This is a genomic window from Streptomyces sp. F001, assembly GCF_004187715.1.
Lineage (GTDB): Bacteria > Actinomycetota > Actinomycetes > Streptomycetales > Streptomycetaceae > Streptomyces > Streptomyces flavusporus.
The window spans coordinates 182,728-196,856 of sequence record NZ_QZWF01000008.1; the positions used below are offsets into that span (position 1 = coordinate 182,728).

Annotated in this window: 13 protein-coding genes and 1 pseudogene; 7 read left to right on the top strand and 7 right to left on the bottom strand. The window is 69.1% G+C overall.

Annotation, left to right across the window (positions count from 1 at the left end):
* Positions 1 to 49: 49 nt before the first annotated feature.
* From StrepF001_RS27225 to StrepF001_RS27235, 3 genes are all read right to left on the bottom strand, one after another.
* Positions 50 to 625, bottom strand: coding sequence for a calcium homeostasis/redox stress adaptation protein (locus StrepF001_RS27225; RefSeq protein WP_129800861.1), 576 nt, complete (start codon positions 623 to 625; stop codon positions 50 to 52).
* A 114-nt stretch (positions 626 to 739) separates the two neighbouring features.
* The gene (locus StrepF001_RS27230; RefSeq protein ID WP_129800862.1) at positions 740 to 1,198 is read right to left on the bottom strand and encodes a peroxiredoxin; all 459 of its coding nucleotides are present in this window, start codon (positions 1,196 to 1,198) and stop codon (positions 740 to 742) included.
* A gap of 141 nt (positions 1,199 to 1,339) precedes the next feature.
* The gene (locus StrepF001_RS27235) at positions 1,340 to 1,777 is read right to left on the bottom strand and encodes a DUF3052 domain-containing protein (RefSeq protein WP_165396382.1); all 438 of its coding nucleotides are present in this window, start codon (positions 1,775 to 1,777) and stop codon (positions 1,340 to 1,342) included.
* 388 nt (positions 1,778 to 2,165) lie between these two features.
* Here StrepF001_RS27235 and aceE point away from each other — a divergent pair, with 388 nt between their 5' ends.
* Complete coding sequence (aceE, locus tag StrepF001_RS27245) at positions 2,166 to 4,913, top strand: pyruvate dehydrogenase (acetyl-transferring), homodimeric type (RefSeq protein WP_129800864.1); 2,748 nt, start codon at positions 2,166 to 2,168, stop codon at positions 4,911 to 4,913.
* A gap of 96 nt (positions 4,914 to 5,009) precedes the next feature.
* A complete protein-coding gene (locus tag StrepF001_RS27250) occupies positions 5,010 to 5,771 on the top strand; it encodes a potassium channel family protein (RefSeq protein WP_129800865.1) in 762 nt (253 codons plus the stop codon).
* Positions 5,772 to 5,837: 66 nt separating this feature from the next.
* On the opposite strand, the gene StrepF001_RS27255 is transcribed toward StrepF001_RS27250, so the two are convergent.
* Entirely contained in the window at positions 5,838 to 6,182 is a 345-nt protein-coding gene (locus StrepF001_RS27255; RefSeq protein WP_129800866.1) for a small hydrophobic protein, read from the bottom strand.
* 270 nt (positions 6,183 to 6,452) lie between these two features.
* Complete coding sequence (locus StrepF001_RS27260; RefSeq protein ID WP_129800867.1) at positions 6,453 to 8,072, bottom strand: MFS transporter; 1,620 nt, start codon at positions 8,070 to 8,072, stop codon at positions 6,453 to 6,455.
* Between the two features lie 122 nt (positions 8,073 to 8,194).
* Between StrepF001_RS27260 and StrepF001_RS27265 the strand changes: the two genes are divergently transcribed.
* The 3 genes from StrepF001_RS27265 (at position 8,195) to StrepF001_RS27275 (ending at position 11,061) form a co-directional block, all read left to right on the top strand.
* Positions 8,195 to 8,860 carry a TetR family transcriptional regulator gene (locus StrepF001_RS27265; protein ID WP_129800963.1) on the top strand — a complete coding sequence of 222 codons (666 nt, stop codon included), beginning with the start codon at positions 8,195 to 8,197 and terminating at the stop codon, positions 8,858 to 8,860.
* A 70-nt stretch (positions 8,861 to 8,930) separates the two neighbouring features.
* Positions 8,931 to 10,148: an alpha/beta hydrolase gene (locus StrepF001_RS27270; protein ID WP_129800868.1), complete on the top strand. Its 1,218-nt coding sequence runs from the start codon at positions 8,931 to 8,933 to the stop codon at positions 10,146 to 10,148.
* Between the two features lie 67 nt (positions 10,149 to 10,215).
* On the top strand, positions 10,216 to 11,061 hold the full coding sequence (locus tag StrepF001_RS27275) for a DUF4429 domain-containing protein (RefSeq protein WP_129800869.1): 846 nt from the start codon (positions 10,216 to 10,218) through the stop codon (positions 11,059 to 11,061).
* A 78-nt stretch (positions 11,062 to 11,139) separates the two neighbouring features.
* Here the strand turns inward: StrepF001_RS27275 and StrepF001_RS27280 are convergent, their stop codons facing one another.
* Together StrepF001_RS27280 and StrepF001_RS27285 are read right to left on the bottom strand one after the other, a co-directional pair.
* Positions 11,140 to 12,156, bottom strand: coding sequence for an aldo/keto reductase (locus StrepF001_RS27280; RefSeq protein ID WP_129800870.1), 1,017 nt, complete (start codon positions 12,154 to 12,156; stop codon positions 11,140 to 11,142).
* Positions 12,153 to 12,650 carry a MerR family transcriptional regulator gene (locus StrepF001_RS27285; protein WP_165396383.1) on the bottom strand — a complete coding sequence of 166 codons (498 nt, stop codon included), beginning with the start codon at positions 12,648 to 12,650 and terminating at the stop codon, positions 12,153 to 12,155. The genes StrepF001_RS27280 and StrepF001_RS27285 overlap by 4 nt, the downstream gene beginning before the upstream one ends.
* Before the next feature lie 97 nt (positions 12,651 to 12,747).
* Between StrepF001_RS27285 and StrepF001_RS27290 the strand changes: the two genes are divergently transcribed.
* Both StrepF001_RS27290 and StrepF001_RS27295 read left to right on the top strand, forming a co-directional pair.
* Complete coding sequence (locus tag StrepF001_RS27290; protein WP_129800872.1) at positions 12,748 to 13,218, top strand: GNAT family N-acetyltransferase; 471 nt, start codon at positions 12,748 to 12,750, stop codon at positions 13,216 to 13,218.
* A gap of 20 nt (positions 13,219 to 13,238) precedes the next feature.
* Positions 13,239 to 14,054, top strand: a pseudogene (locus StrepF001_RS27295) (serine hydrolase domain-containing protein); the annotation flags it as partial.
* Between the last annotated feature and the right edge of the window lie 75 nt (positions 14,055 to 14,129).

Consider the following 14,129-nt stretch of genomic DNA (forward strand, 5'->3'; position numbering starts at 1 on the left):
CGCACGCAAACGCGCGGCGCCGGACAGGACCTTGCGGCGGGGGCGTGGCTCAGACGTTCACGCCGAAGTCCTGCGCGATGCCGCGCAGGCCGGAGGCGTAACCCTGGCCGATGGCGCGGAACTTCCACTCCGCGCCGTGGCGGTACAGCTCGCCGAAGACCATGGCGGTCTCGGTCGAGGCGTCCTCACTGAGGTCGTACCGCGCGATCTCCGCACCGCCGGCCTGGTTCACGACGCGGATGAACGCGTTGCGGACCTGGCCGAAGGACTGCTGGCGGTTCTCGGCGTCGTAGATCGAGACCGGGAAGGTGATCTTCTCGATCTCGGCCGGGACGGCGGCGAGGTTGACCTTGATCTGCTCGTCGTCGCCCTCGCCCTCACCGGTGAGGTTGTCGCCGGTGTGCTCCACCGAGCCGTCCGGGCTCTTCAGGTTGTTGAAGAAGATGAAGTGCTGGTCACTGCTGACCTTGCCCGAGTTGTTCAGCAGCAGCGCGCTCGCGTCGAGGTCGAAGTCCGTGCCGGTCGTGGTGCGCACGTCCCACCCCAGACCGACGATGACCGCGGTCAGGCCCGGGGCCTCCTTGGTCAGCGATACGTTGCCGCCCTTGCTGAGGCTGACTCCCACGAGTCCCTCCATTGGTGTCCGGGGGCGGGAAGCCCCGTCGTGCGTTGCTATCGGATCAAACGAGTCGATCCTAGTGACGGGTTCCCGGCCCTCGTAGAGCCTTGAACCGAAGAATCACAGGGTGTCGAGCGCCTTGACGTACTCGTTCAGGTCGCGGGCGTCCGGGAGCCCGTTGCGGACGGTCCAGCGGACGACGCCGTCCTTGTCGATGACGAAGGTGCCGCGCACCGCGCAGCCCTTGTCCTCGTCGAACACGCCGTACGCGCGCGAGGTGGCGCCGTGCGGCCAGAAGTCCGACAGCAGGGGGTACTCCAGGCCCTCCTGCTCGGCGAAGACGCGCAGGGTGTGGATGGAGTCGTTGGAGACGGCGAGCACCTGGGTGTCGCGGTCCTCGAACCTGGGGAGGTTGTCCCGGACCTCGCACAGCTCGCCGGTGCACACGCCGGTGAAGGCGAAGGGGTAGAAGAGCAGGACCACGTTCTTCTCACCGCGGAAGTCCGAGAGCCTCACGTCCCGGCCGTGGTTGTCCTTCAGCTCGAAGTCGGGCGCCTTGTCGCCGACCTGGATCGCCATCGTGCATCCCTTCGGTGGGGCTGTTCGGGTGGACCCACCCTACGCAGAGATCACCGAAGAAGCGCCGGACGGGCTGACCGACCAGCCCGTCCGGCGTTCGAGGACGAGGCCGTTCAGCCCGTCCTGACGTTCAACGAACGGTCACCGCTTGGACTTCGCGGCCTTGGGCGTCGCCAGGCGGCTGCCGCTCCAGTCCTTGCCGACGCTGACGCTCTTGGACGCCGTCAGTCCCGCCGTGGTCGCGGCTTCCGAGATGTCGCTCGGCTCCACGTATCCCGTACGGCCGGTCTTCGGCGTGAGGAGCAGGATCGCGCCGCCTTCCTCGATGTACGTGGTGGCATCCACCAGCGCATCCGTCAGGTCGCCGTCGTCGTCACGGAACCACAGCACGACGGCGTCGGCCACGTCCTCGTAGTCCTCGTCCACCAGATCGCCCTCGATGGCTTCCTCGATGGCCTCGCGGAGCTCCTGGTCGACGTCGTCGTCGTAGCCGATCTCCTGGACCACCTGCCCGGGCTGGAACCCCAGCCTGGCGGCAGGGTTCGTCCGCTCCTCCGCGTGGTCCGCGGTCGCGCTCACGGGTTGCCTCCTGATCATGTCTTGATGAATATCTCAGCCACGCGCGTGCGCGAAGCATTGGCCGTAGTCCACACGGGCGGGGCGGATCGCGCAAGTACCCGGCGGTTCGGGCCGCCTAAACGGTGACGATCCCGGCCGTGTCGCCGCAACTCCAGGCATGGCGCTGCGATCAAGGGTGACACACACCACACCTATCTGCCCCCTTTGTGCGTTTAGGAACCGCCTGTGGGTACGAAATTCGCATGGCTTTGCGCCGAGAGCAGACGAACGTCTCGATTACCTCTCAGTAGAGATGACGTTTGCGGTCCCGAGGTACACGATGGGGATCGGTGCAGGTACACAGACGAAAACCGGCCTCAGACAGCCCCTCTGACAGGTAAGGAACAGCGTGGCTTCCGGATCCGATCGCAATCCGATCATCATTGGCGGCCTTCCGAGTCAGGTTCCTGACTTCGACCCCGAGGAGACCCAGGAGTGGCTCGACTCCCTCGACGCCGCCATCGACGAGCGCGGCCGTGAGCGGGCCCGCTATCTGATGCTGCGGCTGATCGAGCGGGCCCGCGAGAAGCGCGTGGCCGTGCCCGAGATGCGCAGCACGGACTACGTCAACACCATCGCCACCAAGGACGAGCCGTTCTTCCCGGGCAACGAGGAGATCGAGCGCAAGATCCTCAACGCGACCCGCTGGAACGCGGCTGTCATGGTCTCCCGGGCCCAGCGGCCCGGCATCGGAGTCGGCGGCCACATCGCGACGTTCGCGTCCTCCGCCTCCCTCTACGACGTCGGCTTCAACCACTTCTTCCGCGGCAAGGACGAGGGCGACGGCGGCGACCAGGTCTTCTTCCAGGGGCATGCCTCCCCGGGCATCTACGCGCGCGCGTACCTGCTCGACCGCCTCAGCGAGCGGCACCTGGACGGGTTCCGGCAGGAGAAGTCCAAGGCGCCGTACGGGCTGTCCAGCTATCCGCACCCGCGCTCGATGCCGGGCTTCTGGGAGTTTCCGACGGTCTCCATGGGCCTCGGCCCGATCGGCGCGATCTACCAGGCGCGGATGAACCACTACATGCACGCGCGCGGGATCGCGGACACCTCCAACTCGCACGTGTGGGCCTTCCTCGGCGACGGCGAGATGGACGAGCCGGAGTCGCTCGGCCAGCTGTCCATCGCCGCCCGTGAGGGCCTGGACAACCTCACCTTCGTCGTCAACTGCAACCTGCAGCGCCTCGACGGCCCGGTGCGCGGCAACGGCAAGATCATCCAGGAGCTGGAGTCGGTCTTCCGCGGCGCCGGCTGGAACGTGATCAAGCTGATCTGGGACCGCACCTGGGACCCGCTGCTCGCGCAGGACCGCGACGGTGTGCTGGTCAACAAGATGAACACCACGCCGGACGGCCAGTTCCAGACGTACGCGACCGAGACCGGCGCCTACATCCGCGACCGCTTCTTCGGCGACGACCACCGGCTGCGCGCGATGGTCGAGGGCATGACCGACCACCAGATCCTGATGCTGGGCCGCGGCGGCCACGACCACCGCAAGATCTACGCGGCGTTCTCGGCGGCCAAGGCGCACAAGGGGCAGCCGACGGTCATCCTGGCCAAGACGATCAAGGGCTGGACGCTGGGCCCGAACTTCGAGGGCCGCAACGCCACGCACCAGATGAAGAAGCTGACGGTCGACGACCTCAAGCGCTTCCGGGACCGCCTCCACCTGCCGATCGCCGACAAGGACCTGGAGTCCGGCCTGCCGCCGTACTACCACCCGGGCCGGGACTCGGAGGAGATCCAGTACATGCACGACCGCCGCAAGGGGCTCGGCGGATATGTCCCGACGCGGGTCGTGCGGTCGAAGCCGCTGGCGCTGCCGGACGACAAGACGTACGCGACCGTGAAGAAGGGCTCGGGTCACCAGTCCATCGCGACGACCATGGCCTTTGTCCGGCTCCTCAAGGACCTCATGCGGGACAAGGAGATCGGCAAGCGGTTCGTGCTGATCGCGCCGGACGAGTACCGCACCTTCGGTATGGACTCCTTCTTCCCGAGCGCGAAGATCTACAACCCGCTGGGGCAGCAGTACGAGGCCGTGGACCGGGACCTGCTCCTCGCGTACAAGGAGTCGCCGACCGGGCAGATGCTGCACGACGGCATCTCCGAGGCCGGCTGCACGGCGTCGCTGATCGCGGCGGGTTCGGCGTACGCCACGCACGGCGAGCCGCTCATCCCGGTGTACGTCTTCTACTCGATGTTCGGTTTCCAGCGCACCGGCGACCAGTTCTGGCAGATGGCCGACCAGCTGGCGCGCGGTTTCGTCCTGGGCGCGACCGCTGGGCGTACGACGCTGACCGGTGAGGGTCTTCAGCACGCGGACGGCCACTCGCAGCTGCTCGCCTCGACGAACCCGGGCTGTGTGGCGTACGACCCGGCGTACTCGTACGAGATCGCGCACATCGTCAAGGACGGTCTGCGCCGGATGTACGGCGGCGACGAGGAGCACCCGCACGGCGAGGACGTCTTCTACTACCTCACCGTTTACAACGAGCCGATCCAGCACCCGGCCGAACCGGAGAACGTCGACGTCGAGGGCATCCTCAAGGGCGTCCACCGGCTCAGCGAGGGCACGTCGGGCTCGATCCCGGCCCAGATCATGGCCTCGGGTGTCGCGGTGCCATGGGCGGTCGAGGCGCAGCAGATCCTCGCCGAGGAGTGGAACGTGAAGGCCGGCGTCTGGTCGGCGACCTCCTGGAACGAGCTGCGGCGCGAGGCCGTGGCCTGCGAGGAGCACAACCTGCTGCACCCCGAGGAGGAGCAGCGGGTGCCGTACGTGACGCGGAAGCTGAACGGTGCGGAGGGGCCGTTCGTGGCCGTGTCCGACTGGATGCGGTCGGTTCCGGACCAGATCGCACGGTGGGTGCCGGGGACGTACCAGTCGCTGGGTGCGGACGGCTTCGGCTTCGCCGACACACGCGGTGCGGCGCGGCGGTTCTTCCACATCGACGCGCAGTCGATCGTGGTGGCGGTGCTGGCCGAGCTGGCGAAGGAGGGGAAGGTCGACCGGTCGGTGCTGAAGCAGGCGATCGACCGGTACCAGCTCCTCGACGTCGCTGCGGCCGATCCGGGGGTCGCGGGCGGCGACGCGTAGGGCTTTATGGGCCTGCTTCGAGGGCGGTGGGGCTGTGGTTCCGGCTCCGCCGCCCTCGTGCGTCCGTCGGCCGGGCGGGTTCTTTACGATGCGGACATGAAGGAGCAATCGGCGCAGGAGCGGTGGGAGCGGCGTACCCAGACCCCGTTGCTGGCGCTGGCCGTCGTGTTTGCCGTCGCTTATGCCGTGCCGATCGTGGACGGCTCGCCGAGCCGTTCGACAGAGGTCGCCTGTCTGGTGATCGAGTGGGTGGTGTGGGGCGCGTTCGCGGCGGACTACGTGGTGCGGGTGGTGCTGGCGCGCGATCGCCGGGCGTTCGTACGGCGGCACTGGCTGGACCTGTGTGCGGTGATCCTGCCGTTGCTCCGGCCGTTGCGGCTGCTGCGGCTGGTGTCCACGTTGCTGCTGGTGGGGCGGCGGGCGCGGATGGCCACGCAGATCCGGCTGACGACGTATGTGGCCGGGACGGTGATCGGGCTGCTGATGTTCGGGTCGCTGGCCGTGCTGTCGGTGGAGCGGGACGCTCCCGGCGGGAACATCCGGACGCTGGGTGACGCGGTGTGGTGGTCGTTCACGACGATGACGACCGTGGGGTACGGGGATCATGCGCCGACCACCGGGGCGGGGCGGTTGCTCGCGGTGGGGCTGATGCTGTCCGGGATCGCGCTGCTGGGTGTGGTGACGGCGAACATCGCCGCGTGGTTCATCTCCCGGTTCGAGAGGGACGACGTGGAGGAGCGGCGGCAGACGGAGGCGATCGCGGCGCTGACGGAGGAGGTCCGGGCGTTGCGGGCGGAGGTTGCGATGTTGTCCGGGTCGGCGGTTCCGCAACCGGTCGGGGAGGACCAGCGGCGTTGACCGGCTGACCGGCGTTTACGGGGCCTCCGGCGGCGACGCCGGAGGCCCCTCCTCACTCCCCCCGGCTCAGAACATGCCGGTGCCCGGGGTGGTCGCTCCGGCCAGCCAGATGATCGCCAGGAGCGTGTCGATGGTGCCCAGGACGACGGCAATCAGGGCCGGGACCGAGCGGGAGCCGGTCCATGTGCGGCCCATGGACAGCCAGCCGCAGACGATCGCCACCGGGCCGAGGAAGATTCCCAGCACGAAGAAACCGGCGATCGCACAGATGGCACCGATGATTCCGAGCGTCGCGCGATCCGGCCCTCCCCCAGCCTCGAATCCGCTCGGCCGGGGGGACCCCCATCGTGACCACGTCCGGCCACGTGAGCGGGGGTACCTGCGCGTTCCCTGTCCGAAGCCCGCCATCATCAACTCCCTGGATCATCCGGGCTGTTCGGGTTCGGTAGGGCGAGTACCCGCCGTGCGCGCCTCAATCAGGTCTGCCGGCGCGCCGCCCCCCTCCGGCAGCGCGCCGCAGCCCCAGGCCGCCCTCCTCGTCGTACGAACTTGCCACGGGAACATGCCGTGCGAAGGGCTTGAACCAATGTGGACTGCGGCGTGTGCCAGGTGGGCGGAATCTTTAGGGTTGTCACTCTGATAGGGGAAACAGGGGCCAGAGAGACCCCTGTTGATCCCGCGTCAGATGTGGGCGGCTCCCGCGCCCGCCTCCGCGTTCTCGCCGCGCTTGGTCAGGAAGGCGACCAGGACCGCCACCGCGGCAACTCCGGCGGCGACCAGGGACGCCAGGCTCATGCCGGAGATGAAGGTGTCGTGTGCGACGCCCGTGATCTTCGCGGCAATGGCGTCCGGCGTGCCCGGCGGGACCGGCGCGGCGCCCTGCTGGACGGCCTCGGCGGCCTGCGCCTCCTGGGCCGGGGTGAGTTCCGGAAGGCCGGCGTCCGCCCAGTTGCCGGGGAGGTCGCTGTCGACCTTGGAGGCCATGACGGCGCCCAGGACGGCCGTACCGAGACTGCCGCCGATCTGCATCGCCGCCTGCTGGAGACCGCCGGCCACACCGGAGAGCTCCATCGGGGCGTTGCCGACGATGACCTCGGTGGCGCCGACCATGACCGGCGCGAGGCCCAGGCCGAGCAGGGCGAACCAGAGCGACATGATGCCGCTGCCGGTGTCCGTCTCCAGGGTGGACATGCCGTACATGGCGATCGCGGTGAGCGCCATACCGCCGGCCAGCGGGACGCGCGGGCCGAGCTTGGTGATCATCACGCCCGCGAGCGGAGAGCCGACGATCATCATGCCGGTGAGCGGCAGCAGGTGCAGACCGGCGTCGATGGGACTCATGCCGTGCACGTTCTGCAAGTAGAACGTCACGAAGAACAGGCCGCCCATGAACGCGATGGCCATCAGGACCATCAGGACGACACCGGCGGACAGCGCGACCGAGCGGAACAGGCCCAGCGGGATCAGCGGCTCCCGCACTTTCTTCTCCCAGAGGGCGAAGAAGGCGAAGCCCAGCGCGGACACGCCGATGAAGGTCCACGTCTGTCCGTCGCCCCAGCCCCACTCGGGGGCCTTGATGAGCGCCCAGACCAGGCAGAACATCGCGCCGGACAGCAGGCCGATGCCGAGCAGGTCGAAGGAGCGCGGGGCGTTCTCCGCGCGGTGGTCGTTCAGGATGAGCAGGCCCAGAACGAGGGCGAGGACGCCGACCGGCACGTTGATGTAGAAGACCGACTGCCAGCTGACGTGCTCGACCAGGACACCGCCGAGGATCGGGCCGCCGGCCGTGGAGGCACCGATGACCATGCCCCAGATGCCGATGGCCATGTTGAGCTTCTCGGCCGGGAAGGTGGCGCGCAGCAGACCGAGCGCGGCCGGCATCAGCAGGGCGCCGAACAGGCCCTGGAACACGCGGAAGGTGATGACCGTGGCGATGGAGTCGGACAGGCCGATGGCACCCGAGGCGGCGGCGAAGCCGACCACGCCGATGAGGAAGGTCTGCCGGTGGCCGAAGCGGTCACCGAGCTTGCCCGCGGTGATCAGGGAGACCGCGAGGGCGAGGAAGTAGGCGTTGGTGATCCACTGGACCTCGGCCCAGCTGGCCTTGAGATCGGTGGCGATGGCCGGGTTGGCGATGGCCACGATGGTGCCGTCGAGGGCCACCATCATCACGCCCACGGCGACGGTTATCAGGGTGAGCCAGGGATGACCGCGCAGGCCCTTGGCCGGCGCCGGGTCCGACGGGGCTGATGGTGCCTTGTCCCCCGGCCCCGTCTTGTCGATGGTGGTCTGACTAGTCATGTGTTCGAGGTTAGTGTCACCCTCTGACAGTTGACAAACCAGTTCACAAGTCGGTAACTGTCACGTCACTCCCATATAGCCTGAACTGGGAAAACAGTTCGAGGAAAGGCCTGGTGGACACGGTGAACAGTGCGGGCACGGCATCGGCACCCCGGCCGGGACTGCGCGAGCTGAAGAAGCGGCGGACCCGGGACGCACTGCTGCGCACCGCGGTCGAGATGTTCACCACGCGCGGGTACGACCACACGACCGTCGACGACATCGCCGCGGCCGTCGACGTCTCGCCCCGCACCTTCTTCCGCTACTTCTCCGGCAAGGAGGACGCCGCTCTCGCCCTGGAGACGATGACGGTGGCGCACTTCCTCGACGCAGTGCGCGCCCGCCCCGCGCACGAACCGCCGATGGAGGCGATGCGCCGGGCCGTCATGGAGGGGTGGGACACGCTCAGCGCGGTCGTCGAGTCCGTCGCTCCGATCGAGCAGTATCTGCGGATGTACCAGGTGATCGAGTCGACGCCCGTCCTGCTCGCCGCGCATCTGCGCCGCTCCGCGGAGACGGAGGAGCAGATGGCGCTGCTGATCGCGGAGCGCGAGGGCCTCGACGTGGACGCCGATCCACGACCGCGGGTGGCGGTGGCCGTTTTCAGCGGGGTGATGCGGGTGACGGAACGTCAGTGGAGCGCGGGCCCGGACTTCAGCCTGGCGGCGATGCGCGAACTGACGGCCACCCACCTGGATCAGGTGGGACCGGCACTGGCCGGCAACTGGCGTGCGCCTCAAGGAGCGTGACTTTACCCAAACGTGATCCGCGTCACTCGGTTCACGCGAGACCCTCTCGTTCTCCTAGTGTGTCCTCCCAGTGACTTCCTTCGACACCTCTCCCTCCCTCAGCGTCTGGCGCGCACTGCTCGCCCTGGCCGTGGTGTTCGTGATGCTGGCGACCACCGGCTGGACCGCCCTGCGCAGCGGGCGGGCCCAGTCACCGTTGCAGGCCTCGCTCTCCGCCTGGGAGCACGGCCGTCTCGACGGACACCGGCTGCCGGACCCGGACGCCGCGCCCGCCCGGCTGGCCCGCTTCTTCGCCTCGCTCACCGACCGGCAGCGCGCCCACCTCGCCCACCGCTATCCACTGGCGGTCGGCAACATGAACGGCGCCCCCGTCCGGCTGCGTTACCGCGCCAACCGCATCGCGCTCGATCAGGCCCGCAAGGTCGAACTCAAGCGCATGCACGACAACCGGCTCAGTCCCACCGGGCAGCAGGAGGCGGGCCGGCGTATGCACCGCTTCGCGTCGCTCATGAGGGCCGACCGGCACATCCTCGCCTTCGACCCGGCCGGCTCGGGCCGGATCGCCGAGGTCTTCGGCAATCTGACGAAAGCCCAGCGGGTCTCCGTCGTCGTCCCCGGCGTCGACACCGACCTGCTCACCTTCCAGCGCACCCGCCGCAGATACTCGGCGCCGGTCGGCATGGCGAAGTCCCTGTACGCGGCCGAGCGCGTGGCGAGCCCCTCGACCCGCACGGCCGTGATCGCCTGGGCCGACTACACCGCGCCCAGCGGCATCGGCATGGACGCGGCCACCGCGATGCGCGCCGAGGACGGCGCGGTCCGGCTGAACGAGATGGTGCGCGCGTTGCCCGGCCGGGCGCCCGTTTCGCTGTTCTGCCACAGCTACGGCTCCGTGGTGTGCGGGGTCGCCGCGCACACACTGCCGCGCCGGGTCGCCGACATAGCGGTGGCCGGCAGTCCTGGCATGCGAGCGGCGACGGCCTCGCACCTGCGCACCTCGGCGCACGTGTGGGCGATGCGGGACGCCGACGACTGGATCCAGGACGTGCCGTACATGGAGTTCGGCGGTCTCGGACACGGCGCCGACCCGATGTCCACCGCGTTCGGGGCGCGGGTGCTGTCGGCGCGCGGCGCCGCGGGACACGCCGGCTACTTCGAACCGGGCACACAGAGCCTCGCCAACTTCGCCGAGATCGGGGTTGGCGCGTACCGCGCGGTGGACTGCGCCGACGATGCCGGCACGTGCCGGGCGGGTTTGTCCGGCACCACCGCGGTCGGACGCGCGTAGAGGCGCAAGAAACTGCGGTCTGCGCAGGGAGGGGACGAAAGAGCGCGTGCCGCATACGATGAGCCGCATGGGTGACGTACTGGCCGGATTTCATGCCGCCTGGGAGTTCGAGTCCGACTCCGTGCTCATCCGTTACGAACGGGGGATTCGAACACCCAAGCTGTTCCAGGCGCTCGGGGAGCGCCGTGTGCCACTGGCGGCTCTGCAGGGGGTGACGCTCTCCCCCGGGCGGCGCGGGACCGTGGTGCTGCGTGCCGAGCCACGGGCGGGCGCCGATCCGCTGATCGACGCGGCCGCAGGCCAGCTCAAGGAAGGCAGCGACCCCTATCGTCTGGTGCTGCCTGCCGAACGGGAGACGCTCGCCGAGTACTACGCCGATGAACTACGGGGCCTGCTGACCGAGTCCGGTCCGGCCGAACGCCATCTCGTGGCGGCGCCGGAGCCACCGTTGCAGTTCAAGGCGTACGACGCGAAGGCGTCCTTCGACGGTACGTCCGTGTCCTTCCGGTGGTTCTGGACGGGAGCGTCGTCGGCGAAGTGGAAGGCCGGCGACCAGAAGTTCACGGTCGCCGACCTCAGCGGGGTCGAGTGGCGCTCCCCCGAGGTCTTCGAGGGCCATCTGCGGCTGCTGCGGCGCGACGCGCACGATCAGCCTGCGCAGGCCGATCAGGATCCGGCAACGGTGGTGTTCGGGCTGGGGTACGGGCCTGTGCATGAGTCACTGCCGTTCGCGGCGGCTGTATTGGCTGCGGTTCGCACCGCGGGTCCGGCGGCGGCGGTGGTGGCCGCTCCGCGGCGGGATCCCGCGGATATTGCGGAGCGGATTCGGCACCTTGGGGAGTTGCATCAGGCTGGGTTGGTGACGGATGAGGAGTTCTCCGTCAAGAAGGCGGAGTTGTTGGCTGAGCTTTAGCGTGTGCCGGGTTCGGTTTGGTGTTTGGTGCGGGTTGTGGGGGTTGCTCGCGCAGTTCCCCGCGCCCCTTAGGTATCTCTACTCGCGTCCGGCGGAAGTGAACGTCATGTCTGCGTAGCGGTTGCCTGCGACCTTCGCGGCGATGGGCTCCAGCAGGACCATGTCCTCCTCGCCCAGCACGATCCGCGTCGCCGCCGTGTTCTCCTCCACCCGGCTCGGCTTGCGGGTGCCCGGGATGGGGATGACCGGGAGGTCGTGGACCGTCGACTGCTGCTGGGCCCAGGCCAGGGCGATCTGGCCGAGCGAGGCGCCGTGGGCGTCGGCCACCTTGCGGATCGGTTCCAGGAGGCTTGCGTTGGCCGTCGCGTTGTCGCCGGTGAAGCGGGGCATCTGGCGGCGGAAGTCGTCGGCCGCCAGGTCCTTCTCGGCGCTGGTGAAGGAGCCCGTGAGGAAACCCCGGCCCAGCGGCGAGTACGGCACGAGGGCCACGCCCAGTTCGCGGGCCGTCGGCACCACGCCCGCCTCGATGTCCCGGCTGAACAGCGACCACTCCGACTGCACGGCGGCGATCGGATGCACGGCCTGCGCGGCCCGCAGTTCGGCGCCGGTGACCTCGCTCAGCCCGAGGTGCTTGACCTTGCCCTCGCGGACCAGCTCCGCCATCACGCCGACGGTCTCCTCGATCGGCACGGTCACATCGCGGCGGTGCATGTAGTAGAGGTCGATCACGTCGACGTCCAGGCGCTCGAGGCTCGCCTCGACGGCCTGGCGGATGTACGGCGGGTCGTTGCGGATGATCCGCCGGGTCGGGTCGTCCGGCGGGATCGCCAGGGCGAACTTGGTCGCGATGACCACGTCGTCCCGGTGCGCCTTGAAGAACGGCGACAGGAACCGCTCGTTCTCTCCCTGGCCGTAAGCGTCCGCCGTGTCGTAGAGCGTGACACCCAGCTCCAGCGCCCGCTCCAGGGTGGCCCGGGACTCCTGCGTGTCGGAGGGGCCGTAGGCGAAGCTCATGCCCATGCAGCCGAGGCCCTGCACACCGACCTCGGGGCCGCCGTCGCCGAGTCGTACCGTCGGGATCCTGCTGTCGTTCATCGGGTCGTCTCCGCTTCGCGGACGCGGCCGGCGTCCGTATAGAAACTGATCTTCCGGTCGAGCACGGCCAGCGTGTCCTGGAGTTCCGCGATCCGGGCCTGTACGTCCCGGCGGGTCTCCTCCAGCAACGCGCACCGCTCGCCGTAGGTACCGTCGCCCTCGCGCACCAGCTCCGCGTACCGCACCATGTCGGCGACCGGCATGCCGGTCAGCCGCAGCTTGCCGACGAGGTCGAGCCAGTCCAGGTCGCGGTTGGTGTAGCGGCGCTGACCGGTGTGGGAACGGTCGATGTGGGACATCAGGCCGATCCGCTCGTACCAGCGCAGGGTGTGGGCCGACAGGCCGGTGAAGGCGACGACCTCACTGATCGTGTACTGGTCCTGGCCGTCGGGCCGCGGATGCCGGCGGGGTGGGGCGGAGCAGATGTCCGTGCGGGTGAGGGCTTCTTCCGTGCGTTCTTCGGTGGCTGCTGCCGTGGTCTGCATCACCGTCATGCGCTCCACGCTATGACCTTGGAGTGCACTCCAGGCAAGCGCAGACGGTAAGAAATCGGCAGGACGCGCCTGAGGCCGGCTGGCTAGCGTTCGGGGCATGAGTCTTGTACGCCGTGCCGTGCCGGAAGATGCCGAGGAAGTCCTGCGACTGCGCCAGGTGATGATCGATTCGGTCTTCGCGACGGACGGGTCCAGAGACTGGCATACGGAGTCCCTGCCGACGCTGCGCGCGCGGCTGGGCGAGCCGGACGGGGACTTCACGGCGTTCGTGGTCGACCATCCGGAGCGGCCGGGGGCACTGGCGGCGCTGGTGGCCGGGACGCTGGAGTACCGGATCGGGAAGGCCGGCAATCCGCACGGCAGGATCGGCTTCGTCTTCAGCGTCGCCACCGACCCGGATGCACGGCGGCGGGGGTACGCGCGCGCGTGCATGGAGGAACTGCTCCATTGGTTCCGGGAAAGCGGCGTCGGCCAGGTCGACCTCACCGCCTCCGCCGAGGCCGAGCCGCTCTACGCATCGCTGGGCTTCACGCGGCAGAAGGACCCCTTGATGCGGCTGAAGCTCTGAGCGGCCTTAGGCTCGATGGCATGTCCTTGAAGAGCTTGGCGTTGATCGACAACTGGCCGGTTTCTGCTGCTGCGGCGGGTGTCGTACGGGCGGATGGCGCGGTGCTGGGGCGGCACGGGGCGGTCGGGGAGCGGTTTGCGCTGGCCTCGGTCACCAAGCCGCTCGCGGCGTACGCCGTGCTCGTCGCGTACGAGGAGGGGGCGATCGAGCTCGACGAACCGGCCGGGCCGCCCGGCTCGACGGTCCGTCATCTGCTCGCGCACACCTCCGGGCTGGCCTTCGACGAGCACCGGGTGACGGCCGCGCCCGGGGAGCGGCGGCTTTACTCCAACGCCGGGTTCGAGCAGCTCGGGGACCATGTCGCCAAGGCGACGGACATTCCGTTCGCCGAGTATGCGCGGCAGGCGGTGCTGGAGCCGTTGGGGATGGCGGCGACCTCGCTGGAGGGTTCCCCCGCGAAGGACGGCGTGTCGACGGTCGGGGATCTGCTGCGGTTTGCGGCCGAGGTGCAGGCGCCGCGGCTGCTGGACCCGCGTACGGTCGCTGAGGCGATGACTGTGCAGTATCCGGGGACGAAGGGGGTCCTGCCGGGGTACGGGCATCAGAACCCCAACGATTGGGGGCTCGGCTTCGAGATCCGTGACGGCAAGTCCCCGCACTGGACGGGGTCTTCGTCCTCGCCGCGCACCTTCGGGCACTTCGGGCAGTCGGGGACGTTTTTGTGGATCGACCCGGAGGCGGGGGTGGCCTGCGTCGCGCTGACGGATCGGGCGTTCGGGGCCTGGCGGTGGAGGCGTGGCGGTGTCACGGATGCGGTGTTGGCGGAGTTGCGGGGTGAGGCCGGCTGCGGGCCGGGGGTGGGGTGCGCAGCCCGGCGCTTACGGGTGCCGCCCGCGCCCACCCGTGCCGCC